The sequence below is a fragment of the Oceanicella actignis genome, from assembly GCF_008124525.1.
GTDB classification, from domain to species: domain Bacteria; phylum Pseudomonadota; class Alphaproteobacteria; order Rhodobacterales; family Rhodobacteraceae; genus Oceanicella; species Oceanicella actignis.
Genome location: NZ_VNHJ01000009.1, coordinates 114,917 through 141,317, shown reverse-complemented (window position 1 = coordinate 141,317; position 26,401 = coordinate 114,917). Strand labels below are relative to the sequence as shown.

At 73.8% G+C, this 26,401-nt stretch carries 25 protein-coding genes and 1 tRNA gene; 3 read left to right on the top strand and 23 right to left on the bottom strand.

Features of this window, described 5'->3' with window-relative positions; translation table 11 throughout:
- Nucleotides 1-210: 210 nt before the first annotated feature.
- From rplL to LY05_RS12830, 12 genes are all read right to left on the bottom strand, one after another.
- Nucleotides 211-591 (bottom strand): 50S ribosomal protein L7/L12, encoded by a 381-nt coding sequence (rplL, locus tag LY05_RS12885; RefSeq protein WP_072747969.1) that lies wholly within the window; start codon nt 589-591, stop codon nt 211-213.
- Between the two features lie 72 nt (nt 592-663).
- Entirely contained in the window at nt 664-1,176 is a 513-nt protein-coding gene (gene rplJ, locus LY05_RS12880; RefSeq protein ID WP_072748064.1) for a 50S ribosomal protein L10, read from the bottom strand.
- Nucleotides 1,177-1,437: 261 nt separating this feature from the next.
- On the bottom strand, nt 1,438-2,133 hold the full coding sequence (rplA, locus tag LY05_RS12875; protein ID WP_072747970.1) for a 50S ribosomal protein L1: 696 nt from the start codon (nt 2,131-2,133) through the stop codon (nt 1,438-1,440).
- 4 nt (nt 2,134-2,137) lie between these two features.
- Nucleotides 2,138-2,566: a 50S ribosomal protein L11 gene (rplK, locus tag LY05_RS12870; protein ID WP_072747971.1), complete on the bottom strand. Its 429-nt coding sequence runs from the start codon at nt 2,564-2,566 to the stop codon at nt 2,138-2,140.
- 103 nt (nt 2,567-2,669) lie between these two features.
- Complete coding sequence (gene nusG / locus LY05_RS12865) at nt 2,670-3,203, bottom strand: transcription termination/antitermination protein NusG (RefSeq protein ID WP_072747972.1); 534 nt, start codon at nt 3,201-3,203, stop codon at nt 2,670-2,672.
- 169 nt (nt 3,204-3,372) lie between these two features.
- Nucleotides 3,373-3,570, bottom strand: a complete 198-nt coding sequence (gene secE, locus LY05_RS12860) for a preprotein translocase subunit SecE (RefSeq protein WP_072747973.1) — start codon at nt 3,568-3,570, stop codon at nt 3,373-3,375.
- A 49-nt stretch (nt 3,571-3,619) separates the two neighbouring features.
- Nucleotides 3,620-3,695: transfer RNA gene (locus LY05_RS12855), tRNA-Trp, on the bottom strand.
- Nucleotides 3,696-3,715: 20 nt separating this feature from the next.
- The gene (locus tag LY05_RS12850; protein ID WP_072747974.1) at nt 3,716-4,600 is read right to left on the bottom strand and encodes a crotonase/enoyl-CoA hydratase family protein; all 885 of its coding nucleotides are present in this window, start codon (nt 4,598-4,600) and stop codon (nt 3,716-3,718) included.
- 106 nt (nt 4,601-4,706) lie between these two features.
- Nucleotides 4,707-4,958 carry a hypothetical protein gene (locus LY05_RS12845; protein WP_148923427.1) on the bottom strand — a complete coding sequence of 84 codons (252 nt, stop codon included), beginning with the start codon at nt 4,956-4,958 and terminating at the stop codon, nt 4,707-4,709.
- A gap of 316 nt (nt 4,959-5,274) precedes the next feature.
- A complete protein-coding gene (locus LY05_RS12840) occupies nt 5,275-5,745 on the bottom strand; it encodes an acyltransferase family protein (RefSeq protein WP_148923426.1) in 471 nt (156 codons plus the stop codon).
- A 208-nt stretch (nt 5,746-5,953) separates the two neighbouring features.
- Nucleotides 5,954-6,916 carry a thioredoxin-disulfide reductase gene (gene trxB / locus LY05_RS12835; RefSeq protein ID WP_072747976.1) on the bottom strand — a complete coding sequence of 321 codons (963 nt, stop codon included), beginning with the start codon at nt 6,914-6,916 and terminating at the stop codon, nt 5,954-5,956.
- Between the two features lie 108 nt (nt 6,917-7,024).
- Nucleotides 7,025-8,086, bottom strand: a complete 1,062-nt coding sequence (locus LY05_RS12830) for a mitochondrial fission ELM1 family protein (protein ID WP_148923425.1) — start codon at nt 8,084-8,086, stop codon at nt 7,025-7,027.
- A gap of 132 nt (nt 8,087-8,218) precedes the next feature.
- Here LY05_RS12830 and LY05_RS12825 point away from each other — a divergent pair, with 132 nt between their 5' ends.
- A complete protein-coding gene (locus tag LY05_RS12825; RefSeq protein WP_148923424.1) occupies nt 8,219-8,719 on the top strand; it encodes an Lrp/AsnC family transcriptional regulator in 501 nt (166 codons plus the stop codon).
- 236 nt (nt 8,720-8,955) lie between these two features.
- On the opposite strand, the gene LY05_RS12820 is transcribed toward LY05_RS12825, so the two are convergent.
- From LY05_RS12820 to LY05_RS12790, 7 genes are all read right to left on the bottom strand, one after another.
- Nucleotides 8,956-9,456 (bottom strand): hypothetical protein, encoded by a 501-nt coding sequence (locus LY05_RS12820; RefSeq protein WP_148923423.1) that lies wholly within the window; start codon nt 9,454-9,456, stop codon nt 8,956-8,958.
- Nucleotides 9,453-10,235, bottom strand: coding sequence for a peptidoglycan editing factor PgeF (gene pgeF, locus LY05_RS12815; protein ID WP_148923422.1), 783 nt, complete (start codon nt 10,233-10,235; stop codon nt 9,453-9,455). Before pgeF ends, LY05_RS12820 begins: the two co-directional genes overlap by 4 nt.
- Before the next feature lie 10 nt (nt 10,236-10,245).
- Nucleotides 10,246-11,355, bottom strand: a complete 1,110-nt coding sequence (locus LY05_RS12810; protein ID WP_148923421.1) for a class I SAM-dependent methyltransferase — start codon at nt 11,353-11,355, stop codon at nt 10,246-10,248.
- A complete protein-coding gene (gene lgt / locus LY05_RS12805; protein WP_148923420.1) occupies nt 11,352-12,236 on the bottom strand; it encodes a prolipoprotein diacylglyceryl transferase in 885 nt (294 codons plus the stop codon). The genes LY05_RS12810 and lgt overlap by 4 nt, the downstream gene beginning before the upstream one ends.
- A gap of 85 nt (nt 12,237-12,321) precedes the next feature.
- The gene (smc, locus tag LY05_RS12800; protein WP_148923419.1) at nt 12,322-15,786 is read right to left on the bottom strand and encodes a chromosome segregation protein SMC; all 3,465 of its coding nucleotides are present in this window, start codon (nt 15,784-15,786) and stop codon (nt 12,322-12,324) included.
- A gap of 112 nt (nt 15,787-15,898) precedes the next feature.
- A complete protein-coding gene (locus LY05_RS12795; RefSeq protein ID WP_091764261.1) occupies nt 15,899-16,534 on the bottom strand; it encodes a DsbA family protein in 636 nt (211 codons plus the stop codon).
- A gap of 140 nt (nt 16,535-16,674) precedes the next feature.
- Nucleotides 16,675-17,454, bottom strand: coding sequence for a DUF721 domain-containing protein (locus tag LY05_RS12790; protein WP_170259003.1), 780 nt, complete (start codon nt 17,452-17,454; stop codon nt 16,675-16,677).
- A gap of 58 nt (nt 17,455-17,512) precedes the next feature.
- On the opposite strand from LY05_RS12790, the gene mutY reads away from it, so the two are divergent.
- Nucleotides 17,513-18,631 (top strand): A/G-specific adenine glycosylase, encoded by a 1,119-nt coding sequence (gene mutY / locus LY05_RS12785; RefSeq protein WP_148923417.1) that lies wholly within the window; start codon nt 17,513-17,515, stop codon nt 18,629-18,631.
- An 82-nt stretch (nt 18,632-18,713) separates the two neighbouring features.
- Here the strand turns inward: mutY and LY05_RS12780 are convergent, their stop codons facing one another.
- From LY05_RS12780 to LY05_RS12765, 4 genes are all read right to left on the bottom strand, one after another.
- The gene (locus LY05_RS12780) at nt 18,714-19,859 is read right to left on the bottom strand and encodes a site-specific DNA-methyltransferase (RefSeq protein ID WP_072747984.1); all 1,146 of its coding nucleotides are present in this window, start codon (nt 19,857-19,859) and stop codon (nt 18,714-18,716) included.
- Between the two features lie 90 nt (nt 19,860-19,949).
- Nucleotides 19,950-20,600, bottom strand: a complete 651-nt coding sequence (locus tag LY05_RS12775) for a ribonuclease HII (RefSeq protein ID WP_148923433.1) — start codon at nt 20,598-20,600, stop codon at nt 19,950-19,952.
- An 8-nt stretch (nt 20,601-20,608) separates the two neighbouring features.
- Nucleotides 20,609-23,344: a TRAP transporter permease gene (locus LY05_RS12770; RefSeq protein ID WP_148923416.1), complete on the bottom strand. Its 2,736-nt coding sequence runs from the start codon at nt 23,342-23,344 to the stop codon at nt 20,609-20,611.
- Between the two features lie 310 nt (nt 23,345-23,654).
- Nucleotides 23,655-24,638, bottom strand: coding sequence for a TAXI family TRAP transporter solute-binding subunit (locus tag LY05_RS12765; RefSeq protein WP_148923415.1), 984 nt, complete (start codon nt 24,636-24,638; stop codon nt 23,655-23,657).
- 394 nt (nt 24,639-25,032) lie between these two features.
- Here LY05_RS12765 and LY05_RS12760 point away from each other — a divergent pair, with 394 nt between their 5' ends.
- The gene (locus LY05_RS12760; RefSeq protein WP_148923414.1) at nt 25,033-25,989 is read left to right on the top strand and encodes an FAD:protein FMN transferase; all 957 of its coding nucleotides are present in this window, start codon (nt 25,033-25,035) and stop codon (nt 25,987-25,989) included.
- Nucleotides 25,990-26,401: the final 412 nt, after the last annotated feature.

Sequence of the window (26,401 nt, the reverse complement as noted above, 5' to 3'; positions counted from 1 at the left end):
CTCAGGTTTGCGGATCCCATGCTGCGTCGGCGTCCCACCGCCGTCGCTCCCGGATCCGTCGCGCCCTCTGGGACGCCCCCCATATGCGGCCCTTCCGGCCGGGGGCGTCCTAGACGACGCGGGCCGGCTCCGCCGAACCCCTTCCGGGGGGCGGAGCCAGCCTTGATCATCGCATGCTTGCGGCGCCCGCAAGGGGCGCCGCGCGCCGCATCACTTCAGCTCGACCTTGGCGCCGGCCTCTTCGAGCTTCTTCTTGATCTCCTCGGCCTCGTCCTTGGAGACGCCTTCCTTCACGGCCTTGCCGCCGGCCTCGACCAGCTCCTTGGCCTCCTTCAGGCCCAGGCCCGTGATGGCGCGCACTTCCTTGATGACGTTGATCTTCTTGTCGCCGGCGGAGACGAGGATCACGTCGAATTCGGTCTTCTCCTCCTCGGCGGCGCCGCCGGCGTCGCCCGCGGGGCCGGCCATCACGACCGCGCCGCCGGCGGCGGGCTCGATGCCGTACTCTTCCTTGAGGATGTTCTTCAGCTCGTTGGCCTCGATGAGGGTCAGGTTGACGAGCTCTTCGGCGAGTTTCTTCAGATCAGCCATTTTCTCGATTCCGTTCGTTCACAGGGTTTGGGCGGTCGGGGTCGTCCCCGCCGTCTCACGTTCGCTGCAAGTTCAGGCTTCCTCTTCGGCGCGAGCCTTGAGGATGCCCGCGATGTTGGTCGCGGGCGCCGTGATCGCGTTGATGAGGTTGCTGGCCGGGCCGACGAGCGCGCCGACGATGCTGGCCAGAACCTCTTCGCGGGAGGGCATCTTGGCCAGCGCGCGAACGCCGGCCTCGTCCAGAATGGTCTCGCCCATGGCGCCGCCAACGATGACGAGCTTGTCGTTCGTCTTGTTGAAGGCCTCCACGATCTTGGCCGGGGTCACGGGATCCTCGGCGTAGGCGAGCACGGTCTGGCCCGTCAGGTATTTCGACATACCTTCGCAGGGCTTGCCCTCCAGGGCGATCTTGGCGAGCTTGTTCTTGGCGACTTTGACCTTCGCCCCAGCTGCACGCATCTGGTTGCGGAAGGCCGTCATCTCAGCGACCGAGAGCCCGGCGTAGCGGCAAACCACGACGGCGCCAGAGTCAGCGAAGACCTTGTCGAGTTCAGCGACAATGGCCTTTTTCTGTGCTCTATCCACGGTCTTCTCCAAGTCCTTGGCAGGGGCGCGCCCCTGCCGGCTCACACATGCCGTCGGGGCGCGCGCCCCTTCGGCCATTCAGTCCCGTCCGGGTCCCGAACCAAGATCGCCGCGAGAAAATGGCGTCTTCGAATTCGTTCCCCGTCTGAGCGGGATCTTTAAGGCAAGGCTTGCGCCCCGCCACCCGCCGTCTTGGACAGGCGCCGCCCCGCCTGGGCGGGAACGGCGGTCATCCCCCCGGCCGCGGCCGGGGGAATCCGGTCACCCGGCGACGCTCGACACGTCCACCGAGACGCCCGGCCCCATGGTCGAGGCCAGCGAAATCTTCTTCAGGTAGGTCCCCTTCGCGCCCGAGGGCTTGGCGCGGTTGACCGCGTCGACGAAGGCCTTGACGTTCTCGGCCAGGGCCTTCTCGTCGAACGAGGCCTTGCCGACGCCGGCATGGACCACGCCCGCCTTCTCGACCTTGAACTGGACCTCGCCGCCCTTGGCGTTCTTGACCGCCTGCGCGACGTCCATGGTCACGGTGCCGACCTTGGGGTTCGGCATCAGGTTGCGCGGACCCAGGATCTTGCCCAGACGGCCGACGATCGGCATCATGTCCGGGGTGGCGATGCAGCGGTCGAACTCGATCTTGCCCGACTGGATCGTCTCCATCAGATCCTCGGCGCCCACGATGTCGGCGCCGGCCTCGCGGGCCTCGTCGGCCTTGGGGCCGCGCGCAAACACCGCCACGCGCACCGTCTTGCCGGTGCCGTGGGGCAGCGTCACCACGCCGCGCACCATCTGGTCGGCGTGACGCGGATCGACGCCCAGATTGACCGCGATCTCGATCGTCTCGTCGAACTTGGCGGTCGCCAGCTGCTTGACCAGCTTGACGGCCTCGTCCACGGGCAGATCGTGCTTGCCGTTCAGCGCCTTGCGGGCGGCGGCCATGCGCTTGGAAATCTTCGCCATGACCTTACCCCTTGACCTCGATGCCCATCGAACGCGCCGAGCCGAGAATGATCTTCATCGCGGCCTCGATGTCGTTCGCGTTCAGATCCTTCATCTTGGCCTCGGCGATCTCGCGCACCTGCTTGACCGTCACCGTGCCCGCCGTCGCGCGGCCCGGGGTCTTGGACCCCGACTGGACCTTCGCCGCCTTCTTGAGCAGATAGGACGCCGGCGGCGTCTTGATCACGAAGGTGAAGCTCTTGTCCTGATAGTAGGTGATGATGGTCGGGCACGGCGCGCCCGGCTCGATGCCCTGCGTGGCGGCGTTGAACGCCTTGCAGAACTCCATGATGTTGATCCCGCGCTGACCCAGCGCAGGACCGATCGGCGGCGAGGGGTTCGCCTTGCCGGCGGGGACCTGAAGCTTCAGGGTCCCGACGATCTTCTTGGCCATGTCGGCCTCCTCTTCATCCCGCCCGCGCGGACGCGTCCGCCGGGCACCCGGTTAGCGGTCCGGTCCGGGCGGCGCGCCGCCCTCGCCTCCCGCGAACGAACGCTCAGGCGACCTTCTGCACCTGCGCGTATTCCAGCTCGACCGGCGTCGCGCGGCCGAAGATCGAGACGGACACCTTGAGGCGGGCGTTCTCCTCGTCCACCTCCTCGACCATCCCGGTGAAGCTCTCGAACGGGCCGTCCACGACCTTGACCTGCTCGCCCACCTCGAAGGTGATGGCGGGACGCGGACGCTCGACGCCCTCCTCGACCTGGTTGAGCAGATGCGCGACCTCGGAATCGCGCAGCGGGCTCGGGCGGCCCTGCGGCCCGAGAAAGCCCGTGACCCGCGGCGTGTCCATCACCAGGTGATAGGCGCGGTCGGTCATCTCCATCTTCACGAGGACGTAGCCCGGCATGAAGCGGCGCTCGGTCTGCACCTTCTTGCCGCGCCGGACCTCGACCACCTCTTCGGTGGGCACGAGCACCTCTTCGATCTCGTCCTCGAGACCGTTCTGGCGCGCCGCGTCCTTGATCGCCTCGGCCACCTTCTTCTCGAAATTCGAGAGCACGTGAACCGTGTACCAGCGCTTGGCCATCCCGCTCGTCACCTCAATGCCGCGAGGCCTGCGCCCCGTCATGATCGCGCCGTCGCGACGCAGCCCGAAACGTCAAGCGCGCGGCCCGAATCGGCGCGCGCGCTGAGCATGTCCTGAGCCGAAGGGCACTACTCCACCGCTGCGGAGAATGCAACCCCGGCGGTCGCCCTCAGCGGCCCAGCAGAAGAATCTGCTCGACCCCGTAGGCGATGATCTGGTCCACCGTGAAGAAGAACGTGGCGGCGATCGTGGCCATCACGAACACCATGACGGTGGTGATGAGGGTCTCCTTGCGGGTCGGCCAGACGACCTTGGCGGCCTCGGCGCGGACCTGCTGCACGAACTGAGCGGGGTTCACCCGAGCCATTGCGCTTTCCTTCCCTGGAGCCCGATGGGACCGCGGCCGGTCCCGACGCTGGCAGGGGTGGAGGGACTCGAACCCCCGGCCCTCGGTTTTGGAGACCGATGCTCTACCAACTGAGCTACACCCCTTCGGCCAGCGAGGACGCTGTTTATTCCGCCCCGCCCCGTCCGTCAAGCGGATCCGGCGCCCCGTTGGTCGGCCGATCCTCGGTCCAGTCCCACAGGCCCTGGTCGCGCTCGGCCACGGCGCGCTTCCAGCCCACCTTCTCGGCGCGGCGCTTGAAGGCCAGCCCCTCGGGCGAGTGGCGCGTGATTCCGTCGAACAGCGTCGCCAGGCGCTGGGTCTCGTTCAGGCCCATGGCCTCGATCGCCTGGTTGATCATCATCTTCTGCATGATCAGCTGGTTGGCCGGAATCGTGGCCATGCGCTCGGCCAGGCGCTCGACCTCGGCGTCGAGCTCGGCCGCCGGCACGGCCTTGAGCGCCAGCCCCATGCGCGCCGCCTCGGCCCCGTCGATCACGTCGCCGGTCAGCAGCATGCGCTTGGCCTTCTCCATGCCCACGCGGTAGACCCACATCGCCGTGGTCGGACAGCCCCAGACGCGGGCGGGCATGTAGCCGATCCGCGCGTCCTCGGCCATGATCAGCAGGTCGCAGCACAGCGCGATGTCCGACCCGCCCGCCACCGCCGCGCCGTGCACCTTGCAGATCACCGGCTTGAGCGAGCGGAACAGCGACATGAAGCGCTGCGTGTTGCGCCACATGAAGGCGAAGTCCTTCATCGGGTCCCAGGGCATGTCCTGCGTGACCTTGCCGGGGTTTCCCTCGGCGTAATAGGTCAGGTCGTAGCCCGCGCAGAAGGCGCGCCCGGCCCCCGACAGCACCAGCACGCGCACCTGCGGGTCGTCGTTGGCGCGCGCCACGGCCTGTTCGATCAGCAGCGGCAGCTCGTCGTCGATGGCGTTGAGCCGCTCGGGCCGGTTCAGCGTCAGCCGCGCTATGCGCCCGTCGGTCTCGTAAAGCAGCTTGTCCATGGCGTCCCTCCCTTGCCGGCGCGAAGCGAAGCATGCGCGCCCCAGCCCGGGCAAGACGGTCGCGACGTCAGGCGCCCGCCTTGCGCGCCCCCCCGCGCCCGCGCCGTCATGCCGCCCGGGCGAGGGCCGGGCGCGCGATCCTCCGGCGATACCATCGCTGGTAGGGCCGCTCGATCCAGACGACGCCCGCGCACGAGGCGGCGACGACCGAGACCAGCAGCGCCAGCATCCACGCCTGCGAGGCGTAGACGTTGACGCCGGCCAGCACCTCGACCGCCTTTCCGACGACCGAGAACCACAGGATGTGGAGAAGGTAGAGGATGTAGGAGCTCTCGCCCCAGGTCTCGAGAAGCGGCATGTCGCGCAGCGAAAATCCCAGCGCCCCATAGACCAGCAGCGCGGCGAAGACGCCCGAGGCGATCTCGCGCCCCAGCCCCTCGACATGCAGCCCCCCGTCGCCGAACCCAGCAGAACGCCCGCCGCCCCCGCGACGAAGGCCGGCAGGCGCCAGGGCGGCCGGCGCCCGTTCAGCGCGCCGTGGCCGATGGCGATCAGGATGCCGAACAGGAATTCGAGCACGGCGGTCTGAAGCGGAATCAGCAGCCAGACGGGCTTGTCCTCGACCAGAAACGCGAAGGCCTGCGCGGCCGCCGCCCAAAGGACCATCGCCGCGATCAGCCGCCGCGCGCCGCCCCCGAAGAAGGTGGCGGCGAAGAGCGCGTAGAACAGCGCTCCAGCGACAGGGTCCAGGCGATCACGATCACCTGATCCGGGTGAGGCAGAAGCAGGTAGGAAATCAGCAGGCTCGACCCGTCCGGCAGCTTTCCGCGATCGCCCAGCAGCGCGGCAAGGCCAAGGGCGGCCAGGATGTAGAGCGAAAGGATCGCCCAGTAGGGCGGCAGGATCCGCCAGAAGCGCGACTGCAGGAAGGCCGACCTGGTCATGCCGGGCCGGTTGCGCGAGATGTGGAAGATGATGAAGCCGCTGATGACGAAGAAGACGTCGACGCCGATCTCTCCGCCCGAGAACAGCCGGAACAGCCCCGGATCGGCGCCTTCGGCCTCGGCCGCGGCGAACAGGTGAAACCCCGCCACCAGCGTCGCGGCGACGCCGCGCAGGATCTGCAGGCTGACGATCTTGCCCATGCGCGCGTTCCCCCGAAGGGGGGCCAGTGTGCGCGGGGGCGGAGCGAACGCAACCTTCGGGGCGGCGCGCGGCGGGACGCAGGACAGGCGCAGGTCCGGTGCAGGCCCCGCCCGGGTCGGACGCGGGGCGGGCGCGAAACGGGCGCGGCGGGCGCCGCGCGCCGAAGGGGCGGCCGGGCGACGGGCGCGACGGGCGCGGCGGGCGGCCTTACTCGGCCGCCGGCTCCAGCGCCGCCTGCTCGGCCAGGAAGCGCTCGGCCTCGAGCGCGGCCATGCAGCCCATGCCCGCCGAGGTCACCGCCTGCCGATACACATGGTCGGTCACGTCGCCGGCGGCGAACACGCCCGGGATCTCGGTCGAGGCCGTGCCCGGCCGCACCTTCACATAGCCGCCGTGATGCGTCTCGAGCTGATCGCGCACCAGCTCGGAGGCCGGCGCGTGGCCGATGGCGATGAAGACGCCGGCGCAGGGGATCTCGCGCGTCGCGCCCGATTGCACGTCGCGCACGCGCACGCCGGTCACGCCCTTGGGCTCGTCCTCGCCCAGCACCTCGTCAAGCTGATGGTTCCACAGCACCTCGACCTTGGGATTGGCGAAAAGCCGCTGCTGCAGGATCTTTTCGGCGCGCAGCGAATCGCGGCGGTGGATCAGCGTCACCTTCGAGGCGAAGTTGGTCAGGAACAGCGCCTCCTCGACCGCGGTGTTGCCGCCGCCGATCACCACCACCTCCTTGCCGCGATAGAAGAAGCCGTCGCAGGTGGCGCAGGCCGACACGCCAAAGCCCTTGAACTTCTCTTCGCTGGGCAGGCCCAGCCACTTGGCCTGCGCGCCGGTGGCCAGGATCACCGCGTCGGCCAGCCACACCCGGCCCGAGTCGCACTCGGCGCGGAAGGGGCGGGACGACAGGTCCAGGCGATTGACGTGATCGGCGACGATCTCGGTTCCCACGGCGCGGGCGTGGGCCTCCATGCGCTCCATCAGCGCGGGGCCCTGAACCTCCTGGTCGCCGGGCCAGTTCTCGACCTCGGTGGTGATGGTCAGCTGGCCGCCCGGTTGCACGCCCTGGATCATCACCGGCGACAGCATCGCGCGCGCGGCGTAGATGGCGGCCGTGCAGCCGGCGGGGCCCGAGCCGATGATCAGAACCTTGACGCGGCGGGTGTCGGACATGGCGGAGCTCCTGCATTCGGGGCGCGGAAAAGGGCGTCGGCATGGGCGCGGCAAGCGCGGTCCGGCCCCATATAAGCGCGCGCGGCCGGCAAGGAAAGCGCCCCGCGCTCACCGCCGCGCGAGCAGCGCCTCGACGCGGGCGGCGGCGGCGTCGGTCTCGCGCAGGGGGCGAAAGCGCGCGCGGGCCTCCTCGGCCGGGGTCTCGAGCGCGAAGGCCGCCCCCGCCTCGCGCAGCGCGGCGTGAAAGGCCGTCAGCTTCGGCGCCAGCCGATCGGCCGGCGCCACGCGCACGGGCTTGCCCGCCGCGGCGGCCTCGCTGGCCATGTTGACCGAGTCGGCCGTCACCACGATCTCGTCGGCCAGGGCCAGCATGGCCTCGTAGGGATTGGGGCCGCGCCCGTCCCAGATCCAGCCCGCCCCGCCCAGCGCCTCGCGCAGCGCCGCAAGCCCCTCGGGCGGCGTGCGCCGCGAGGGCGTGACCCACACCGCCGCGCCCTCGCCCGCGCGCGCGGCCAGCCATGCGCCGAGGCGACCGAAAGCGCCCGGCCCCATCCGCGCCGCGCGGCTGGGCCCGCCGAGCAGAACCGCCAGACGCGGCGCGCCCGCCGCGCGCAAGGCGGGCGGCGCGGCGGCCGCGGCCTGCGCCAGGCGTTGCGGCGTGATGCGCGTCAGCGACCCCGTCGTCGTCACCACATTCGCGCCGCGCAGGCCGTCATGACGCGGCGCCGCCACGGCGTCGAACATCGCCAGCGGCATCCGCGGGTCCAGGATCTGCACCGCGCGCGTGCGCCCGCCCGACAGGCGCCGCATGGCCGCCGCCACGGGCGCGGCGCGGCGGCCTGCGCCCACGAGCAGATCGGGCCAGGGCCGATCCAGCGCCGCGCCGCCATCCTCGAGGCCCGAGAACGGCCAGCCCCCGCGCCGCGCCCCGCCCAGCGCCCACAGCGCCGGCGGCAGCGCCGCGGCCCAGCGGCGCAGGGCGATGCGCCGCGTCTCGATGCGCGCGCCCTCGAACGCGCCGCCCGGCCTGCGCGCCAGGGCCTCGGCCAGGGCCAGGGCGGGATTCTCATTGCCCGGGCGCCCGTCGGTCAGCGTCCAGATGCGCCGGCGCCCGGCGCCTTCGCCCGGGTCCTTGCCGCCGCCTTCGCCATGATCCGCCGCGCCGCTCATGCCCGCCCGTTTCCATTTCTTGCGCGCTCGCGCAATATTATTGCCTTGCGTCGCCCCAGCGGGGCAATTAGAAAAAGATCACTCCGCGCGCCGCGCCCGGCGACGCGCCGCACAGGGGACGAACGACGCGCCATGCCTCACGTCAAGCTCGATCCGATCGACCGCAAGATCCTGGCCGAACTGCAGGCCGACGGCCGCATGACGAATGTCGAGCTGTCGCGCCGGGTCGGGATCTCGGCGCCCCCTTGCCTGCGCCGCGTGCGCACGCTGGAGGAGACGGGCTTCATCCAAGGATATCACGCCCGCGTCAACGCCCGCGAGCTGGGCTTCGAGGTCACCGTCTTCGCCATGGTCAGCCTGCGCAGCCAGGCCGAGGCCGACCTGGTCGCGTTCGAAGAGCGCGCCCGCGCCTGGCCCCTGGTGCGCGAGTGCCACATGCTCAACGGCGAGATCGACTTCATCCTCAAATGCGTGGCGCCGGACCTGTCCTCGTTCCAGAGCTTCCTGACCGGCGAGCTGACCGCGGCGCCGAACGTGGCCAGCGTCAAGACCTCGCTGGTGATCCGCTGCGCCAAGAACGAGCCGGGCGTGCCCTTCGACGTGCTCGAGGCGCGCGCCGCGCAAGCGGAGTGATCGCCGACCGATCCCCGACCGCCCCCGGCTGCCCCAAGGGCGCCCCCGGCTGATCCCGAAGCGCCCCGGCGGGCCTGTCGGACGCAGCGCCGCGCGCCTTCGGCGAATTCCGCTTGCCCGGCCCGGCGAGGGCCGAGCCGCGCGCCCTTCGGGCCAGCCGACGGCGCCGGGCTGCGGCGCCGTCCCAAGGCCGCCCGGCGCGCGCGGCGCAAGGCGTCCGCGCGCCCGCCGCGGGCTCAAAACCCCGGCGCGCCCTCGATCGCGGCGCGCACGGGCGGCAGGCGGCGGATGCGCGCCGCCGACGCCGCCGCAAGACGGGGCGCGTGGGCGGCGGCGTCGCCCGGAACGGCGGCCGAGAACGCGCCGATCGTCGCCCCGCCCTCATCCCGAACCACCCAGTCAAGACGCGCGACCCCGGCCGCGCGCGACAGCGCTGCCTCGGCGCGCAGGCGCCTGGCCGGGCGCGCGCCGGGCGCCGGCTCGGGCCCCAGAAGCCGCGCCGTCATCAGCGCCAGCCGCGCGCCGTCGGCCGGGGCCATGCCCGCCGGTGCCGCCACCTCGATGCGCACCCGCGCCGAGGGCGCGGCGGCAGCGAGGAAGGGCGCCTCGACCCCGGCCGCGGCGCGGGGCGAAGACGGCGCCGCCGCATCGCGCGCCGGCATGTCCGCGCCGCATCCCGCCGCGGCCAGCGCCGCCGACGCCGCCAGCGCCGCAGCGCCCAGGCGGCGGGCGCTCATCCCTCGCCGCCCAGCGCGATGGCCGAGACGAGGCGCCCGTAATCCTCGGCCCCCTCGCGCGTCGCACGGCGGTAGGAGTGGAAACGATCGGGTTCGGAGAAGGTGCAGCGCCTGATCCAGCCGCAGCGCGAGACCCCCGCGGCGCGCAGCCGCTCGAGGCAGAAGCGCGGCAGGTCGAAATGCGGCCTGCCCGACGGCCCGCCCGAGAAGAAGCGGCCATTGGCGGGGTCCTCGTCCATGAAGCGCTCCATGAACTCCTCGCCCACCTCGTAGGCGTGCACGCTGATGCACGGCCCGATCGCGGCGGCGATGCGGGCGCGCTCGGCGCCCATGCGCTCCATCAGGTCGAGCGTCGCCTCCAGCACGCCCTCGAGCGCGCCGCGCCAGCCCGCATGGGCGGCGCCGATCACGCCCGCCTCGGGGTCGGCCAGCAGCACCGGCGCGCAATCGGCCGTCATCACCGCCAGCGCAAGGCCGGGGCGGTCGGCGACCAGCGCGTCGGCCTCGGGCGGATCGCCCGGCCACGGGCCTTCGGCGGCGACGGCCCGCGCGGTGTGCGCCTGGCGCAGGAACAAGAGCCGCTCGGGCGCGACGCCCATGCTTTCGGCGGCCAGGGCGCGGTTGCGCGCGACGGCGGCGGGGTCGTCCTTCGAACCGGCGCCGCCGTTGAACTCGGCCCAGATCCCGCCCGAGACCCCGCCCCTGCGGGTGAAGAAGGCGTGACGGGGGCCGTCGGGGCCGAAGTTCAGCTCGTCGGCGCGCAGGGCTTCAAGCGGCATGCGACTTTCCTCATCCGTTTCGGCCCGCCTCGGGCGCGAAGCCCGGCGGCGCGGGCTGGCCCGGCCCGGTCAGGGCCAGCGCCTTGAACAGGCTTCCCATCTCGTCCGGGTGGGTCAAGCGCCGATGCGCCGCCACGATGGCCTCGACCGCATCGCCGCCGCCCCCTTCGCCCCCTTGCGCGCGCGACGCCGCCGCGCGGGCCAGGGCGCGGGCGCGCTCGGTGACGCCCAGCCGCTCGAGCAGCACGCCCTGCGTCGCCGCCGGCCAGGCCACGGCGCCGGCCCCGGCGGCCGCGCGGGCCAGCGCGCCGAAATCCACATGCGCGGTCAGATCGGCCTCGCCGGGCGCGGCGAAGGGATCGGCGTAGCGCCCGCCGCGCAGGGCCTGGAAGGTGTCGCCGCCCATGGGCGGAACGCTCAGATAGCCGTAATCCACGATCAGCGCCGCGCCGCCATGCGCGCGCAGCCGCGCCCCCAGCAGCGCCGCCACGCGCCGCCCGTCGGGGCAATCCTCGCGCAAGGCGCCCTCGGGCGCGTCCTCGTCCCAGGGAACCGCCGGACCCAGGGCAAGGGCGAGGCGCCCCTCGCGCAAGGCCACCACGCGCTCGCGCCAGACGCCGCCGCGGCGCTCGAACTGACGGATGGGCAGGGCGTCGAAGAACTCGTTCGCCAGCACGATCAGCGGCCCCTCGGGCAGATCCTCGGGGCGCGAGACCCAGCGCGCCGCGCGCCCGGCCAGGGCCTGGCGCTGGCGCCGGCGCAGGGCGGGGCTGATCTCGACCAGCCAGGGGCGCACGGCCTCGGCGAAGCCGGGCACGCGGCCGGCCGCGCGCAGCGCGTCGGCCATCAGCGTGCCGCGGCCCGGGCCAAGCTCGGCCAGCGTCGCCCGGCGCGGGCGGCCCATGTCGATCCAGACCTGCGCGGCCCACAGGCCCAGCAGCTCGCCGAACATCTGGCTGATCTCGGGGGCGGTGACGAAGTCGCCCCCCGCCCCCAGGGGATCGCGGGTGACGTAGTAGCCGTGCTCGGGATGGGCCAGGCACATCTGCATGTAGTCCGACAGGCGCAGCGGCCCCTCGAGCGCGATGCGCCGGCGGATCAGGCGCTCGAGCGCGTTCACGCCGCGCCTCCGCCGGCCCGCCCGGCCCCCGCGCGCCGCCAGGCCAGCGCCAGAACCGCCGCCCCGGCCGCGATCATGGGCAAGGACAGAAGCTGCCCCATGGTCAGCCCGCCCTCGGCCCCGAGGCGCAGCGCGTAGCCCATGGGATTGTCGGGCGTCTGGAAATAGGCGTCGGGCTGGCGGAACAGCTCGACGAAGGCGCGGGCGCAGCCATAGCCCAGCAGGAACACGCCGATCATCGCGCCCGGCCGCCGCAGCCAGCCGCGCCGCGTTCCCAGCCACCACATGAGCGCGAACAGAAGCGCGCCCTCGAGCGCCGCCTCGTAAAGCTGCGAGGGATGGCGCGGCGCGCCGCCCCCCGTCGGAAAGATCACCGCCCAGGGCACGTCCGTGACGCGGCCCCACAGCTCGCCGTTGATGAAGTTCGCCACGCGCCCGAACAGCAGCCCGATCGGCGCCGCCATGGCCACGCAGTCGCCCACCGAGGCCAGCGGCAGCCCCCGCGCGCGGCAAAAGCCGATCACCCCGGCGACCACGCCCAGAAAGCCGCCATGGAACGACATGCCGCCGTTCCAGAGCTGAAGGATCTGCCAGGGATGCTGCAGGAAGTATTCGGGCTGGTAGAACAGGACGAAGCCCAGCCGCCCGCCCAGGATCACCCCCGCCACCATCCAGGTGAGCAGCTCTTCGGTCTGCTCGGGGGTCATGGGCGGCGCGCCGCGCCACAGCTGCGGGCGGCGCACCAGCCACGTCACGTAGCGCCAGCCCAGCACCAGCCCCGCGATATAGGCCAGCGCATACCAGCGCAGGCTGAAGCTCAGCCCGCCCAGCTCGATCGTGAAGATCGCCGGATCGATGTCGGGAAAGGGTATCGCCAGCATCGCCGCCTCCGCCTTGCCGGGCCCGCCGCCCGCCTGCGCCCGTCTGATGGGCGAGCCGCGCGCCCAAGTCAACGCGCCGCCGCGCTCAGCCCTCGAGCAGCGCCTCGGCGCGCGTCAGATCCACCGAGACAAGCTGGCTGACGCCCTTCTCGGCCATGGTCACGCCGAACAGCCGGTCCATGCGCGACATGGTGACCGCGTGGTGGGTGATGATGAGAAAGCGGGTGCTCGTGCGCCGGCGCATCTCGTCCAGCAGGTCGCAAAAGCGCGTCACGTTCGCGTCGTCCAGCGGCGCGTCCACCTCGTCCAGCACGCAGATCGGCGCGGGATTGGCCAGGAACACCGCGAAGATCAGGCTCAGCGCCGTCAGCGTCTGCTCGCCCCCCGACAGCAACGACAGCGAGGACAGCTTCTTGCCCGGCGGCATGCACATGATCTCGAGCCCCGCATCCAGCGGATCGTCCGACTCGACCAGCACCAGCTCGGCCCGCCCGCCGCCGAACAGATGGGTGAAGAGCGTGCGGAAGTTGCGGTTCACCTCCTCAAAGGCGGCGAGCAGGCGCGCGCGCCCTTCGGCGTTCAGCCCCGCCACGCCCTGGCGCAGGCGGGCGATGGCGGCCAGAAGGTCGTCGCGCTCGGCCGCCAGCGAGTCGCGCTCGGCGCGGATCTCGCGCGCGTCCTCTTCGGCGCGCAGGTTGACCGCGCCCAGCGCGTCGCGCCGCCGGCGCAGATCGGCGATCTCGCGCTCGATCGCGGCCGGGTCCGGCGCGTCTTCGGGGTCGAGCTCGAAATGCGCCGCGACCTTGGCATGCGGCATCGACAGCCGTTCCTCGAGCTGCGCGGCGGCGGCGCGGGCGCGCTCGGCCGCGGCTTCGGCGCGGGCCTCGAGGCGCGCGCGCGCCTCGCGCGCCTCGGCGGCCGCGCGCTCGGCGGCGCGCTCGGCCTGTTCGGCGGCGCGCAGCGCCTCCTCGGCGGCGGCCAGCGCATCGGCGGCGGCCTTGGCGCGCGCCTCGGCGCGGGCGATGGCGCCGACCAGCTCGTGGCGACGCGCCTCGAGCGCGGCGGGGTGGGCGCGGGCGGCCTCGAGCGCGGCGGCCGCCTCGGCGCGGCGGGCGGTCAGCTCGGCGATGCGCGCGCCGGCGGCCTGGGCGCGGCGGGTCCAGTCCTGCGCCTCGCGGGCGATCTGGGCGCGGCGGCGCGCGCGCCCCTCGCCGCGGCGGCGCAGATCGTCGGCGGCCGCGCGCGCGGCCAGCTGGGCTTCGCGCGCGCGGCTCAGCTCGGCGCGCAGGGCCGCCAGGCGCGCGCGCGCCTCGTCCACATCGCCCAGCCCCTCGGCCTCGGCGGCGGCCTCGTCGGCGGCGGCGCGGGCGGCGGCCAGCTCGGCGGCGCGGGCGTCGCGCGCGGCGCGCAGGGCCTCGAGGCGGCCGCGCGCGGCCTCGAGGTCCGCTTCGGCCCGCGACAGCGCGCGCGCCGCGTCCGCCTGGCGCTGATCGGCCTGACGGCGGCGGGCGCGCGCCTCGGCCTCGGCGCGGGCGGCGGCGGCGGCGGCCTCGGCCGCGGCGCGATGGCGCGCGGCGGCGTCCTGCTGCGCGGCGGCGGCGGCCGTCAGCGCCTGGCGCAGCTCGCTCAGCCGGTTGCGCTGGCGCAGACGCTCGGCCGCCGCCGAAGGCGCCTGGCCCGCCCCCGCCCGATAGCCGTCCCAGCGCCACAGATCGCCCTTCGCGCTGACCAGCCGCTGCCCCGGACGCAGCGCCGCCTGCAACGCGGCGCCGTCCTCGGCCTTCACGACCCCGACCGCCGCCAGGCGGCGCGCCAGCGCCGGCGGCGCCTTGACTTGCGCGGCCAAGGGCTCGACCCCCTCGGGCAAGGGCGCAAGGGGCGGATCGCAGGGCGGCAGGGCCTGCCAGCCCGCCCCGGGCTGCCCCGGCTCGAGCAGCGGCGCGCGCAGATCCTCGCCCAGCGCCGCGCCCAGCGCCGCCTCGTAGCCCGGCGTCACCTCGAGCGCGTCCAGCGCCTGGCCCTTCGGCCCCGCATCGCGCGACAGCGCGCGCTCGAGCCCCGCCGCCTCGGCCTCGAGCGCGCGCGCCTCGCCCTGCGCGGCGGACAGGGCCGCGCGGGTCTCGGCCTCGGCGCCCTGGGCGGCGGCGCGGGCCTTCTCGGCCTCGGCAAGGCCCGCTTCGGCCGCCTCGGCCTCGGCGCGGGCTTCGGCGGCGGCGGCGCGCGCGGCCTCGGCGGCCTGCTCGAGCGCGGGGGCGCGGGTCTCGAGCGCCGCCGCGCCGGCCTCGGCCTCGGCATGGGCCTTGCGCGCGCGCTCGAGCCCCGCGCGCGCCTGCTCGAGGCGCTGGCGCACCGTCTTGCACCGCGCCTCGAGCTCGGCCGCCGCCGCGGCGGCGGCGTCGAGCGCGGACTCGCGCGCGGCGGCCTCCTGCGCGGCGGCGCGCGCTTCCTCCTCGGCGCGGGCCAGCGCCTCGGGATGGCCGGCCTCGGCGCGGGCCAGGGCCTCGTCCTCGCGCGCGAGCCGCTCGGTCATCTGCGCCGCCTCGGAGTCGAGCGCCGATTCGCGCGCGATGTCGGCGTCGAGCTGGCGCAGGCGCGCGGTCAGGCGTTCGACCTCGGCGGCGGCCTCGCGGATCTTCTCGTCCAGCCCCTCGCGCTCGACCACGAGGCGCTGGAGCACGGCGCCCGCGACGGCGTCCTCCTCGCGCAGCGGCGGGGGCGCCTGCTCGGCCTCGATGCGGGCGGCGGCGCGGGCGGCGGCCTCGGCCTGGGCGCGGGCGGCGGCGCGGGTCGCCTCGGTCAGCGCGGCCTCGGCGGCGGCGCGCTCGGCATCCGCCTCGCGCCAGCGTTGCAGCAGCAGCAACGCCTCGGCCCGGCGCAGCGCCTGCGACAGCTCGCGATAGCGCGCGGCCTGGCGCGCCTGGCGCGCCAGCTGGGCCAGCTGCTGGTCGAGCCCCTCGAGCACGTCGGCCACCCGCGCAAGGTTGGCCTCGGCCGCGGCAAGCTTCAGCTCGGCCTCGTGGCGGCGCTGGTAGAGCCCGCCGATGCCGGCCGCGTCCTCGAGGATCGCGCGCCGCGCCTTGGGCCGCGCGTTGATGAGCTCGGAGATCTGCCCCTGGCGCACCAGCGCGGGCGAGTGCGCGCCCGTCGCCGCGTCGGCGAACATCATGCGCACGTCGCGCGCGCGCACCTCCTTGCCGTTGGCCTTGTAGGCCGAGCCGGCCTCGCGGGTGATGCGGCGGACGATCTCGATCGTGTCGGAATCGTTGAAGCCGGGCGGCGCGCGGCGCTCGGCGTTGTCGATCAGCAGCGACACCTCGGCGAAGCTGCGCGGCGGGCGGCTGGCGGCGCCGGCGAAGATCACGTCCTCCATGGCGCCGCCGCGCATGGCCCGCGCCGAGCTTTCGCCCATCACCCAGCGCAGCGCCTCGAGCAGGTTCGACTTGCCGCAGCCGTTCGGCCCGACCACGCCCGTCAGGCCGGGCGCGATGACGAGCTCCGTGGGGTCCACGAAGCTCTTGAAGCCCTGAAGCCTGAGTCTGACGAACTGCACGCGCGGCCCCGTCGATTCCCGATCTGACAAGTCTCGGGGCCACGGCGCTGCTGTCAAGTCCGCGGCGCGCAGATGTTGAAGCGCGCGCCGCTCGGACCCCCATATGTTGGGATCAGCCCGCCAGCGCCTTGTCGATCGCGGCGGAGAGGCGCTCGAAGCTGGGCTGCTCGACCTTCTCTTCGCCGACGATCAGGGTCGGCGTGCCGGTCAGGCGCGGGTCGTCGCGGTAGCCCTGATACATCTCGACCAGGGCGCGGGCCTTGTCCTCGTCGCGCAGGCAGGCCTCGACCTGCTCGTCGGTCAGCCCGCCCAGGCGGCCGATCTTCTTGAACTCGGCCATCACGTCGTCGGCGCGGGTCCAGTTCTCCTGCCCGCGCAGCAGCGCGTCGATGAAGCCGAAATAGCGGTCCTTGCCGCCGCAGCGCGCCAGCATGCCGCCCCACAGGCCCAGACGGTCGAAATAGACCTCGCGGTAGATCAGGCGCACCTTGCCCGTGTCGATGTATTCGCGCTTGAGCCGCGGAAACACGGTTTCATGGAAGCGGCGGCAATGGGGGCAGGTGAGCGAGGCGTATTCGATCACCGTCACCGGCGCGTCGGGATCGCCCATGACCTGCTCGCCCAGCACGAATTCGGGCGCGGACTGTTCGGCGCGCGCGCCGGCGGCGGTCATCAGCGGGGCGGCGGCCAGGACGCCCAGCGAAAGGCGCAGCGCGCCGCGGCGGGTCATGGCGGTGTCGAAGCTCATGGACGTTCCTTCCTGCGATATGCCAAGCGGCGGCGTCATGGGCCGCCCGTTTCCAGATGCCCGTCCGGGGCCGGATTCGCAATGCCGCTCACGGATGCTTGAGCGCGCCGGGGCCGAAGGCCGGGCCGGGCGGCGCCGCCCTAGAACCCCCCCTCGCCTTCGGAGCCGCGCCCGGCGCGAGCCGGCTTCGGCCCCGACCGCAGATCCGGCTTCGGGCCAGGCTTCGGGCCAGGCGCGCCGGGCGAGGGCGCCGCGGCGGGCCGCTGGCCCTCGGCCCCGGGGCGCGGCGCGGCGGCGGGCGAAGCGGGCTTGGCGCCGAGGCCCAGCGCGCGGGCGCTGACGTTGCGGCCCAGAAGCTCGAGCGCGGCGCGCAGACGTTCGTCCTGCACCGGCGCCACGGTTCGGGCCAGATCGCGCGCCTTCTCGGGCGGCAGCCGGCGCGCGGCCATGAGGCGGCGGGCGCGCGCGAAGGCGGCGGGCTCTTCGGCCATGCCGGCGGGCGCGTCGGGCGCCACCTGCGTGACCTTGACGCGCGAGACGGCGCGGTAGCCATACATGGCGTTGATGCGCTCGATGATGCGGGGGGCCTGCATCTCGACCTCGGGGGCGCGCGCGCCGGGGACCAGCACGATCAGGGTCGCGCCCATGCCGCCGGCGGCATACGAGATCTTCACCGGGCGGCAATGCGCGGCCAGCGACTCGCCCACGATCTCGGGCCAGTGCGCCAGAACGGCGGGCTCGGCGAAGCCGCGCTTGCCGAAGGCGCCGGCGACGGGCTTGCGCATCATGGCGGCCGCATGCAGGAACCCCACCGCCTTGCGCGGGGGCGGCTCCTGGGGCGCCGAGGCGGCCGCGCGCGGCTTGCGCGGGGCCCTGGGGGGCTTGCCCGCGGCGTCGTGATGGTCAATGTGGCTGGTCATGACCTCGCTCCGTTCCAGCGCGCACGATACGCGCCCCGCCCCCGAGTCGGAAGGGCCCATGGCCGAGGCGCCCCAGGAGCCGCGCCCCGAAGCGCCCTGCCCCGACGCGCCGCGCCCCGACCCGGCGGCGCTGCTGGCCTGGTATGACCGCGCCGCGCGGCGCCTGCCCTGGCGCACGCCGCCGGGCGCGGCGGCACGGCCCGATCCCTACGCCGTCTGGCTGTCCGAGATCATGTTGCAGCAAACCACCGTGGCGGCGGTCATTCCGTATTTCCAGACCTTCATCCGCCGCTGGCCCACGGTGGCCGAGCTGGCCGCCGCGCCCGAGGATCAGGTCATGGCCGCCTGGGCGGGGCTGGGCTACTACGCGCGCGCGCGCAACATGCTGCGCTGCGCGCGCATCGTGGCGGCGGCGGGCGGGCGCTTTCCCGCCGACGAGGCCGCGCTGCGCGCGCTGCCCGGTATCGGCCCCTACACGGCGGCGGCCATCGCGGCCATCGCCTTCGACATCCCCGCGACGGTGGTGGACGGCAATGTCGAGCGCGTGATGGCGCGCCTGTTCGCGGCGACCGATCCGCTGCCCGCCGTCAAGCCCCGCCTGCGCGCGCTGGCCGCCGGGCTGACGCCCGCGCGGCGGCCGGGCGATTATGCGCAGGCGGTGATGGACCTGGGCGCCACGGTCTGCACGCCGCGCAAGCCCGACTGCCCCGCCTGCCCCTGGCGCGAGGCTTGCGCCGCCCGGCGCCTGGGCCTGGCCGCCGAGCTGCCGCGCAAGGCGCCCAGACGCGCCCGCCCGCATCGTCGCGGCGTGGTCTTCGTGGGCTTGCGCGAAGACGGCGCGCTGCTGCTCGAGACGCGCCCGCCCGAGGGGCTGCTGGGCGGCATGACCGGCCTGCCCGGCGGCGCGTGGCGCGAGGCGGCCGAGCCGCTCGACGACCCGGCCCCGCCCTGCCCCGGCGATTGGCGCCGCCTGACGGCCGAGGCGCGGCACGTCTTCACCCACTTCGCCCTGACGCTCGAGATCCGCGCCGCGCGGCTCGGCCCCGAGGCGGCGCCCGAGGGCGGCGCCTTCTTCGCGCCCGACGCGCGTGCCCGCGCCGCCGAGCTGCCGACCGTGTTCCGCAAGGCGGTGGAGCTGGCCTTGCCCGAGCTCGAGGCCGCCGGCCCGGGGCGCTGACGGCCCCGGCGCGCAACCACGGCGCACGCGCAGACGCCCGGAGCCTGCGCTCCGGGCGCCGCCGCGCCGGCGGGCGGAAAGGTCAGGCGCCGTCGCCCAGCTCGGCCCGAAGCTGCTGGCGCAGCACGTCGATGGGCGCCGGGCGGCCGTCCTTCTTGAAGTGCCAGTAGGTCCAGCCGTTGCAGCTGGGCGCGCCCTCGAGCGCGGCGCCCACCTGGTGGATCGAGCCGCGCGCGTCGCGCGCGACCAGCGTGCCGTCGGCGCGCACCTTGGCCACATGGCGCCCGTTGATCGAGTAGAGCAGGTCGCCCGGCTCGAGCAGCCGCCGCTCGACCAGCTGACCGAAGGGAATGCGCGGCTCCTTGCGGCGCGCGCGCGTCACGCGCACCGCGTCCAGGTCATAGGGCACGACCGCGTCGATGCGCGCCTGGGCGACCTTGCGGTAGGCCTCTTCGCGCTCGATGCCGATCCAGTTGCGCCCCAGCCGCTTGGCCGCCGCGCCGGTGGTGCCGGTGCCGAAGAACGGGTCCAGGATCACGTCGCCCGGATTGGTCGTGCCCACGATCACGCGGTGCAGAAGGGCCTCGGGCTTCTGGGTGGGATGGGCCTTGTCGCCGTTCTCGTCGCGCAGGCGCTCGCCGCCCGAGCAGATCGGCAGCACCCAGTCCGAGCGCATCTGCACGCCGTCGTTCAGCTCCTTGAGCGCCTCGTAGTTGAAGGTGTATTTGCCCGCCTCGTCGCGCGCGGCCCAGATCAGCGTCTCGTGCGCGTTGGTCAGGCGCTTGCCGCGGAAGTTGGGCATGGGGTTGGACTTGCGCCAGATCACGTCGTTCAGGATCCAGTAGCCCAGATCCTGCAGCGCCGCGCCCACCCGGTAGATGTTGTGATACGAGCCGATCACCCAGATCGCGCCGTCGGGCTTGAGCACGCGCCGCGCGGCCTTGAGCCAGGCGCGGGTGAAGCGGTCGTAGGCGGCGAAGCTGTCGAAACGGTCCCAGGCGTCGTCCACCGCGTCGACGCGGCTGTTGTCGGGCCGGTGCAGCTCGCCCTTGAGCTGAAGGTTGTAGGGCGGATCGGCGAAGATCAGATCCACCGAGCCGGCGGGCATGGCGTTCATCGCCTCGATGCAGTCGCCCGCCACGATCTGGTTGAGCGGAAGCTCGCCCGCCCCGGCCCGCGCGGCGGCGCGCGATGCGCCGGCCGATCCCGTCTTGATGCTGGACGCCATTGGCTTGCCCCTCGTTGCCTGTTGTGTAGGGCCAAGATGAGGCGCCAGCGATTCGGCGTCAATTTCTTTTTTGAATCAGGGATTTAGAAATCAATCTTGAAGCAATATCTTGTGTATGGGGGCAAAGGAGCGCCGATGATGTTGCGTCACCCCCAAGCGCTTGAGGGCCTCGCGATGGGCGGGGACTCCATATCCCATGTTGCGCTCCCAGCCGTAGCCGGGATGGGCGCGGGCCAGCGCGCGCATGATCTCGTCGCGCGTTTCCTTGGCCACGATCGAGGCGGCGGCGATCGAGATCGAGCGCGCATCGCCCTTCACCACGGCCTCGGACGGACAGGGCAGGCCGTCGGGGACATGCTTGCCGTCGATCAGGGCGAAGTCGGGCGCGCGCGGCAGCGCGGCCACCGCGCGGCGCATCGCCAGCCAGGTGGCGCGCAGGATGTTCAGCCGGTCGATCTCCTCGACCGACGCGACGCCCACCCCGATCAGCGCCCGCTCGCGCAGCGCCGCCAGCAGCGCGGCGCGGCGCGCGGGGGTCAGCTTCTTGGAATCGTTCAGCCCCTCGGGGGCCGCGGCGGGGTCGGGAAAGGCCGCCGCCGCCGCCACCACCGGCCCGGCCCAGGGGCCGCGGCCGGCCTCGTCCACGCCGCAGACGAGGCGGGCGCCGGCGCCCAGCCGCGCGGCCGCCGCCCGCTCGAGCGAGAAGTCGGGGCCCGGCGCGCCCCGCTCCCCGGCCCGCACGGCCACGGTCAGGCCGCGGCCGGCGCCGCCGGCGAAGCGCGCCGCGCGCGCGCCCGCTGCATGGCCGCCACGCCCGCCAGCAGCGCCAGGGCGGGAATGTACATCAGGTATTTCGAGGGCTGCGGCAGCGGGCGCAGCACCTTGAGCACCTCCTGATCCCAGTCCAGCCCCGCCTTCTGCGCCGCCGAGTCGAAGGCCACGTCGTCGATGACGACGCGCCCGTCGCGCTCGACCACCGCAAGGCCCGCCGCCTCGAGCCGGGCGGCGCCGTCGGCCGGGCCGCGCATGGGCACAAGGGCGACGAACTCGATCGGATCGCCCACCTCGTCCACCCCGCGCACGCGGATGCGCAGGCTCTCGCCCTCGGGGGTGGCGGCGGCGGCCTCGACCAGCGCGGCGGGCGGCGTCTCTTCGAAGGGGGGGTAGAGCTGGTCCATCCAGTAGCCCGGACGGAACAGCGTGAACGCCACCAGCAGCAGCGCCGCCGCCTCGTGAATGCGGTTGCGCGTCAGGAACCAGCCCTGCGTCGCCGCCGCGAACAGCAGCATGGCCAGCGTCGCCGTGACGAACACGAAGGCGCCGTGCAAGGGCCCGACGTCGATCAGCAGAAGGTCGGTGTTGAAGATGAACAGGAAGGGCAGCGCCGCCGTGCGCAGGCTGTAGAAGAAGGCGATGAGGCCGGTCTTGATCGGGTCGCCCCCCGACACCGCCGCGGCGGCGAAGCTGGCCAGGCCGACGGGCGGCGTCACATCGGCCATGATGCCGAAGTAGAACACGAACAGATGCACCGCGATCAGCGGCACGATCAGCCCGTTCTGCTGCCCCAGCGTGACGATCACCGGCGCCAGCAGCGCCTGCACCACGATGTAGTTGGCCGTGGTCGGCAGCCCCATGCCCAGGATCAGCGACAGGATCGCCGTCAGGAACAGGATCGCCATCAGGTTGCCGCCCGACAGCACCTCGACCACGTCCGCCAGCGCCGAGCCGACGCCCGTCTGGCTGACCGCCCCGACGATGATGCCGGCCGCCGCCGTGGCGATGCCGATGCCGATCATGTTGCGCGCGCCCGCGACCAGCCCGTCCAGAAGGTCGGCCGCGCCGCGCGCCAGCTGCCCGTCCAGCGGCTCGCCGCGGAACAGCGCGGTCAGCGGGCGCTGCGTCAGCAGGATGAAGATCATGTAGGCCGTCGCCCAGAAGGCCGACAGGCCGGGCGACAGGCGGTCGACCATCAGCGCCCACACCAGCACGATCACCGGCAGCAGGAAGTGCAGCCCCGACCGCACCGTCGGCCCGGGCCGCGGCAGCGCCGCGATGGGGGCGTCGGGGTCGTCCAGCTGCAGCGGCGCCTCGCGCGCCGAGACGCGCAGCAGCGCCAGATAGGCCGCCGTCAGCAGCGCGAACACGATGTAGCCCGCCGTGTCGGGGAAGGCGGCGCGGATCCAGCCCATGCCGTAATAGACCGCCAGCGACAGGCCGCTCAGCAGCGCGGCGCCGAAGGCGAAGCCGACCAGGCGGCGCATGATCGGCCCGGGCTCGTAGCCGCGCGGCAGGCCCTTCATCCCCGCCTTCATGGCCTCGAGATGCACGATGTAGACCAGCGCGATGTAGCTGATCACCGCCGGCACGAAGGCGTGCTTGACGACGTCGAAATACGGAATGCCCACATACTCGACCATCAGGAAGGCGGCCGCGCCCATGACCGGCGGCATGATCTGCCCGTTGACCGAGCTGGCCACCTCGACCGCGCCGGCCTTCTCGGCCGAGAAGCCGACCTTCTTCATCAGCGGAATGGTGAAGGTGCCCGTGGTCACCACATTGGCGATGGACGAGCCCGAGATCAGCCCCGTCATGGCCGAGCTGACCACCGCCGCCTTGGCCGGCCCGCCGCGCAGGTGCCCCATCAGCGAGAAGGCGACCTGGATGAAGTAGTTGCCCGCGCCCGCCTTGTCGAGCAGCGCCCCGAACAGCACGAACAGGAAGACGAAGCTGGTCGAGACCCCCAGCGCGATGCCGAACACGCCCTCGGTGGTGATCCACTGGTGATTGATCACCTCGCCCAGCGAGTTGCCCTTGTGCGCGATGATCTCGGGCATGTGCGGCCCGAGAAAGGCGTAGGCCAGGAACAGCGTCGCCACGACCATCAGCGCCGGACCCAGCGCGCGCCGGGCAGCTTCGAGCAGCAGGAGCAGCCCCGCGACGCCAACGACGATGTCCTGCATGTTGGCGGCGCCCACGCGCTCGGAGATCTGGCTGTAGAAGACGAACAGATACGCCCCCGCCGCCGCGCCCAGCAGCGCCGGCGCCCATTCCCACGGCGCGATGCGCTCGCGCCGCGAACCCAGCGCCGCCGCGCCCGCCACGCCCAGGCCGACCAGCGGGATCCACCAGACGGGAACCTCGTCCTTGGCGCCCATCATGAACAGCCCCGTCAGCGCCAGAGGCACGACGATGCCCAGCACGTTGCGCGCCGGCCCCTCGCCCGCCGGAAAGGCGGTGAAGGCCAGGAACATGGCGAAGGCCAGGTGGATCGAGCGCGCCTCGGTGTCGTTGAAGACGCCGAAGCCCAGCATGAAGGGCAGCGGCGAGGCGAACCACAGCTGGAACAGCGACCAGGCCAGCGCCGTCAGCATCAGCAGCCGCCCCACGCCCCCTTCGGGCGCGCGCGCGCCGGTGTCGGCGGCGGCCACCAGGTCTTCGACGTCGGCCGCGGGGCGGCCCTCGGGACTTGCCGTCGTTCTGGTCATGGGCGGTCTCCTGGCAAGGTGTGGCGCGATGCGCGGCGGAAGAGGCCGGCCGCGACGGGACGAAGCAGGCCCGCGGCGGGCCGCGTCCGGCGCGCGCGGCGGGGCGCGCCGGCTTTGGCTGCGAGGCGCCCGGGCGCAGGGGGGCCGGACGCAGGGGGCGGGACGCCCCAGGGCGGCGAGGCGGCCCCGCGCCCGATCGGCGATCGTTCCGCGGCGCCGAAGGCCCCGCGGCAAGGCGCGCCGCCCCGTTCGGGGGCCGCGCGCCAGGGCCGGGGCGCGGGCGCGCGGCCCACGCCCCGGCGCGCCGGCGTCACTTCAGCCAGCCGCGCTCCTTGTAATAGCGCACGGCGCCTTCATGCAGCGGCGCCGACAGGCCGGCCGAGATCATCTCCTCCTCCTTCAGATGGGCGAAGGCGGGATGCAGGCGCTTGAAGCGGTCGAAGTTGTCGAACACCGCCTTGACCACCGCATGGACCACGTCCGGATCGACCTTCGAGGACGACACGAAGGTGGCGCGCACGCCGAAGGTCTTCACGTCCTTGTCGTTGCCGGCATACATGCCGCCCGGGATGACGGCGCTCGAGTAGTAGGGGTTCTCGGCCACCAGCTTGTCGATCTCGGGGCCCTCGACGGGCACGATGACCGCGGCGCACGAGGTGGTCGCCTCCTGAATCGAGCCGTTCGGGTGGCCGACGGTGTAGATGATGGCGTCCACCTTGTTGTCGCACAGAGCCTGGCTCTGCTCGGCGGCCTTCAGCTCGGAGGCCAGGGCGAAGTCGTCCATCGTCCAGCCCTTGGCGGCCATCAGCACCTCCATGGTGCCGCGCTGACCCGAACCGGGGTTGCCGATGTTCACGCGCTTGCCCTTCAGATCGTCGAAGGTGCGGATGCCGCTGTCGGCGCGCGCGACCACGGTGAAGGGCTCGGGATGCACCGAGAAGACGGCGCGCAGCTCGGGGAAGGGCTGGCCCTCGAACTTCGAGGTGCCGTGATAGGCGTGATATTGCCAGTCGGACTGGGCCACGCCCATGTCCATGTCGCCGGCGCGGATGGCGTTGATGTTGGCGATCGAGCCGCCGGTGGACGGCGCGGTGCACTTGATGCCGTGCTCGGCGGCGCCGCGGTTGACCAGCTTGCAGATCGACTGGCCGACCACATAGTAGACGCCCGTCTGACCGCCGGTGCCGATGGTGATGAACTTCTCCTGCGCCAGCGCGCCGCCGGCGGCGAAGCCCGCCGCCAGCCCGGCGGCCGCGGCGACGCCGCGGGCGAATCTCGTGATCGTGGTCTTCATCGAACCCTCCTGTCTCGTTGTTCCGCCCCCAAGCGATTCTCCGGGGCGCATGGGCGAATGTTAACATCTGCCGCGCCCTGCGGCTTCCCGTCGCGCGCCGATGGGCGCACATGGGCGGAAACGGACGAAAACACGCCCAAGACGGCGGTTTTGCGGCGGCACGACCCGCTTTTCGCCCCATTCCGGCCCCAAATCCGGCCGGACCCGACCAAAGTCCAGTTGCGCGGCGCCGCCGAACGGGGCGCCATGTTGCGATGCCCGCCCCCCAGCCGCCCCCAGCCGCCGCCGCAGCCGCGGCCCGCGCCAGGACCCGGACGCCGCCATGCCAGAGCGCCAGACGCCCCACCGCCCGCCCCGACGCCGCGCCCGGCCCGGCGCGAAGGATGCCCGCGCCATGCCGCCCGCCGCCGAGCCGCCCGCGCGCGGGCGCCGCTTCGTGCTGATCGCGGCCGGCGCGGCGGCCGTCGCCGCGGCTCTCGGCCCCGGGCGCGAGGGCCGCGCCGGCGCGAGGCCGCTTGCGCGCTGGCGCGGCGTCGCGCTGGGCGCCGAGGCGCAGATCCTGCTCGACCACCCCGAACCCGGCCCCCTGCTGGCCGCCGCCCGCGACGAGCTGGCGCGCATCGAGGCGATCTTCTCGCTGCACCGGCCCGACAGCGCGCTGGCGCGCCTCAACCGCGAGGGCCGTCTGGACGCGCCCCCGCCCGAGCTGCGCGCGGCGGTGGCGCTGGCGCGGCGCGTGCATGCGCTGACCGGCGGCGCCTTCGATCCCACCGTGCAGCCGCTCTGGCGGCTGATGGCGCGCAGCGGCGGGCGGCCCTCGGCGGCCGAGCTGGCCGAAGCGCGCGCGCGCATCGGGCTTGGCCGCGTCATCGACGACGGGCGCGCGCTGCGCTTCGCCGCGCCGGGCATGGCGCTGACCTTCAACGGCCTGGCGCAAGGGCTGGCCGCCGACCGCGTCGCGGCGCTGCTGCGCGCCGCCGGCCTGCGCAGCGCGCTGATCGATGCGGGCGAGCACCGGGCGCTGGGCGCGCGCCCCGACGGCGGGCCCTGGCGCATCGGCCTTGCGCCGCCGCCGGGCGCCGAGGGGCGGCGCGCGCCCTTCGCGTTGCGCGACGCGGCGCTGGCCACCTCGGCGCCGGCGGGGCTTCTGTTCGCGCCCAGCGGGCCGGGGCACATCCTCGACCCCCGCCCCGAGGGCGCGGGGCCGCGCTGGGCGCAGGTCAGCGTGCGCGCCCCCTCGGCGGCGCTGGCCGACGCGCTGTCCACCGCCCTGTGCCTGATGGACGAGGCGCCGGCCCGCGCCGCCGCCCGCGCCGCCGGCGCCCAGGCCTGGTTCTGGCGCGCCGCCTGAGCGCCCGCCGCCGCGTCCTGCGCCCCTGCCCTTGCGGCCCCTGCGCGGTGCGCCCTCGCGCGCCCCGCGCGCAGCGCTCTTGCCATCCGCGCCGTCCGCCCTTGCGCACCCACGCGCCCAGCCCTCGCGCACACGCACGGCCTGCCTCGCGCGCACGCACGGCTTGCCTCGCGCACACGTGCGTCCTGCCTTGCGCACCCGCGCGCCCCAGCTTGCGCACCCGCGCGCCCCAGCCTTGCGAACCCTGCACAGCCGGCCCTTGCGCCCCCTCGCCCCCGCCTTGCGGCGCCCTCGCGCCCCGCCCGCCCCGCATCAGGACTCGCGGCGCCGCTCATCCGCCGCGCGGGACGTGCCTGCGCTCGACGGCATCGCAGGCGGCGCGCGGGCGCGCGACGCTCGCCCTGCAAGAGGC

Excerpts from the sequence above, each read along its gene's own strand:
- rplL (WP_072747969.1), bottom strand. The coding sequence starts at position 591 with ATGGCTGATCTGAAGAAACTCGCCGAAGAGCTCGTCAACCTGACCCTC.
- rplA (WP_072747970.1), bottom strand. The coding sequence starts at position 2,133 with ATGGCGAAGATTTCCAAGCGCATGGCCGCCGCCCGCAAGGCGCTGAAC.
- rplK (WP_072747971.1), bottom strand. The coding sequence starts at position 2,566 with ATGGCCAAGAAGATCGTCGGGACCCTGAAGCTTCAGGTCCCCGCCGGC.
- nusG (WP_072747972.1), bottom strand. The coding sequence starts at position 3,203 with ATGGCCAAGCGCTGGTACACGGTTCACGTGCTCTCGAATTTCGAGAAG.
- secE (WP_072747973.1), bottom strand. The coding sequence starts at position 3,570 with ATGGCTCGGGTGAACCCCGCTCAGTTCGTGCAGCAGGTCCGCGCCGAG.
- LY05_RS12850 (WP_072747974.1), bottom strand. The coding sequence starts at position 4,600 with ATGGACAAGCTGCTTTACGAGACCGACGGGCGCATAGCGCGGCTGACG.
- LY05_RS12845 (WP_148923427.1), bottom strand. The coding sequence starts at position 4,958 with ATGCCGCTTCTCGAGACCTGGGGCGAGAGCTCCTACATCCTCTACCTT.
- LY05_RS12840 (WP_148923426.1), bottom strand. The coding sequence starts at position 5,745 with ATGGGCAAGATCGTCAGCCTGCAGATCCTGCGCGGCGTCGCCGCGACG.
- trxB (WP_072747976.1), bottom strand. The coding sequence starts at position 6,916 with ATGTCCGACACCCGCCGCGTCAAGGTTCTGATCATCGGCTCGGGCCCC.
- LY05_RS12830 (WP_148923425.1), bottom strand. The coding sequence starts at position 8,086 with ATGAGCGGCGCGGCGGATCATGGCGAAGGCGGCGGCAAGGACCCGGGC.
- LY05_RS12825 (WP_148923424.1), top strand. The coding sequence starts at position 8,219 with ATGCCTCACGTCAAGCTCGATCCGATCGACCGCAAGATCCTGGCCGAA.
- LY05_RS12820 (WP_148923423.1), bottom strand. The coding sequence starts at position 9,456 with ATGAGCGCCCGCCGCCTGGGCGCTGCGGCGCTGGCGGCGTCGGCGGCG.
- pgeF (WP_148923422.1), bottom strand. The coding sequence starts at position 10,235 with ATGCCGCTTGAAGCCCTGCGCGCCGACGAGCTGAACTTCGGCCCCGAC.
- lgt (WP_148923420.1), bottom strand. The coding sequence starts at position 12,236 with ATGCTGGCGATACCCTTTCCCGACATCGATCCGGCGATCTTCACGATC.
- LY05_RS12795 (WP_091764261.1), bottom strand. The coding sequence starts at position 16,534 with ATGAGCTTCGACACCGCCATGACCCGCCGCGGCGCGCTGCGCCTTTCG.
- LY05_RS12790 (WP_170259003.1), bottom strand. The coding sequence starts at position 17,454 with ATGACCAGCCACATTGACCATCACGACGCCGCGGGCAAGCCCCCCAGG.
- mutY (WP_148923417.1), top strand. The coding sequence starts at position 17,513 with ATGGCCGAGGCGCCCCAGGAGCCGCGCCCCGAAGCGCCCTGCCCCGAC.
- LY05_RS12780 (WP_072747984.1), bottom strand. The coding sequence starts at position 19,859 with ATGGCGTCCAGCATCAAGACGGGATCGGCCGGCGCATCGCGCGCCGCC.
- LY05_RS12770 (WP_148923416.1), bottom strand. The coding sequence starts at position 23,344 with ATGACCAGAACGACGGCAAGTCCCGAGGGCCGCCCCGCGGCCGACGTC.
- LY05_RS12765 (WP_148923415.1), bottom strand. The coding sequence starts at position 24,638 with ATGAAGACCACGATCACGAGATTCGCCCGCGGCGTCGCCGCGGCCGCC.
- LY05_RS12760 (WP_148923414.1), top strand. The coding sequence starts at position 25,033 with ATGCCGCCCGCCGCCGAGCCGCCCGCGCGCGGGCGCCGCTTCGTGCTG.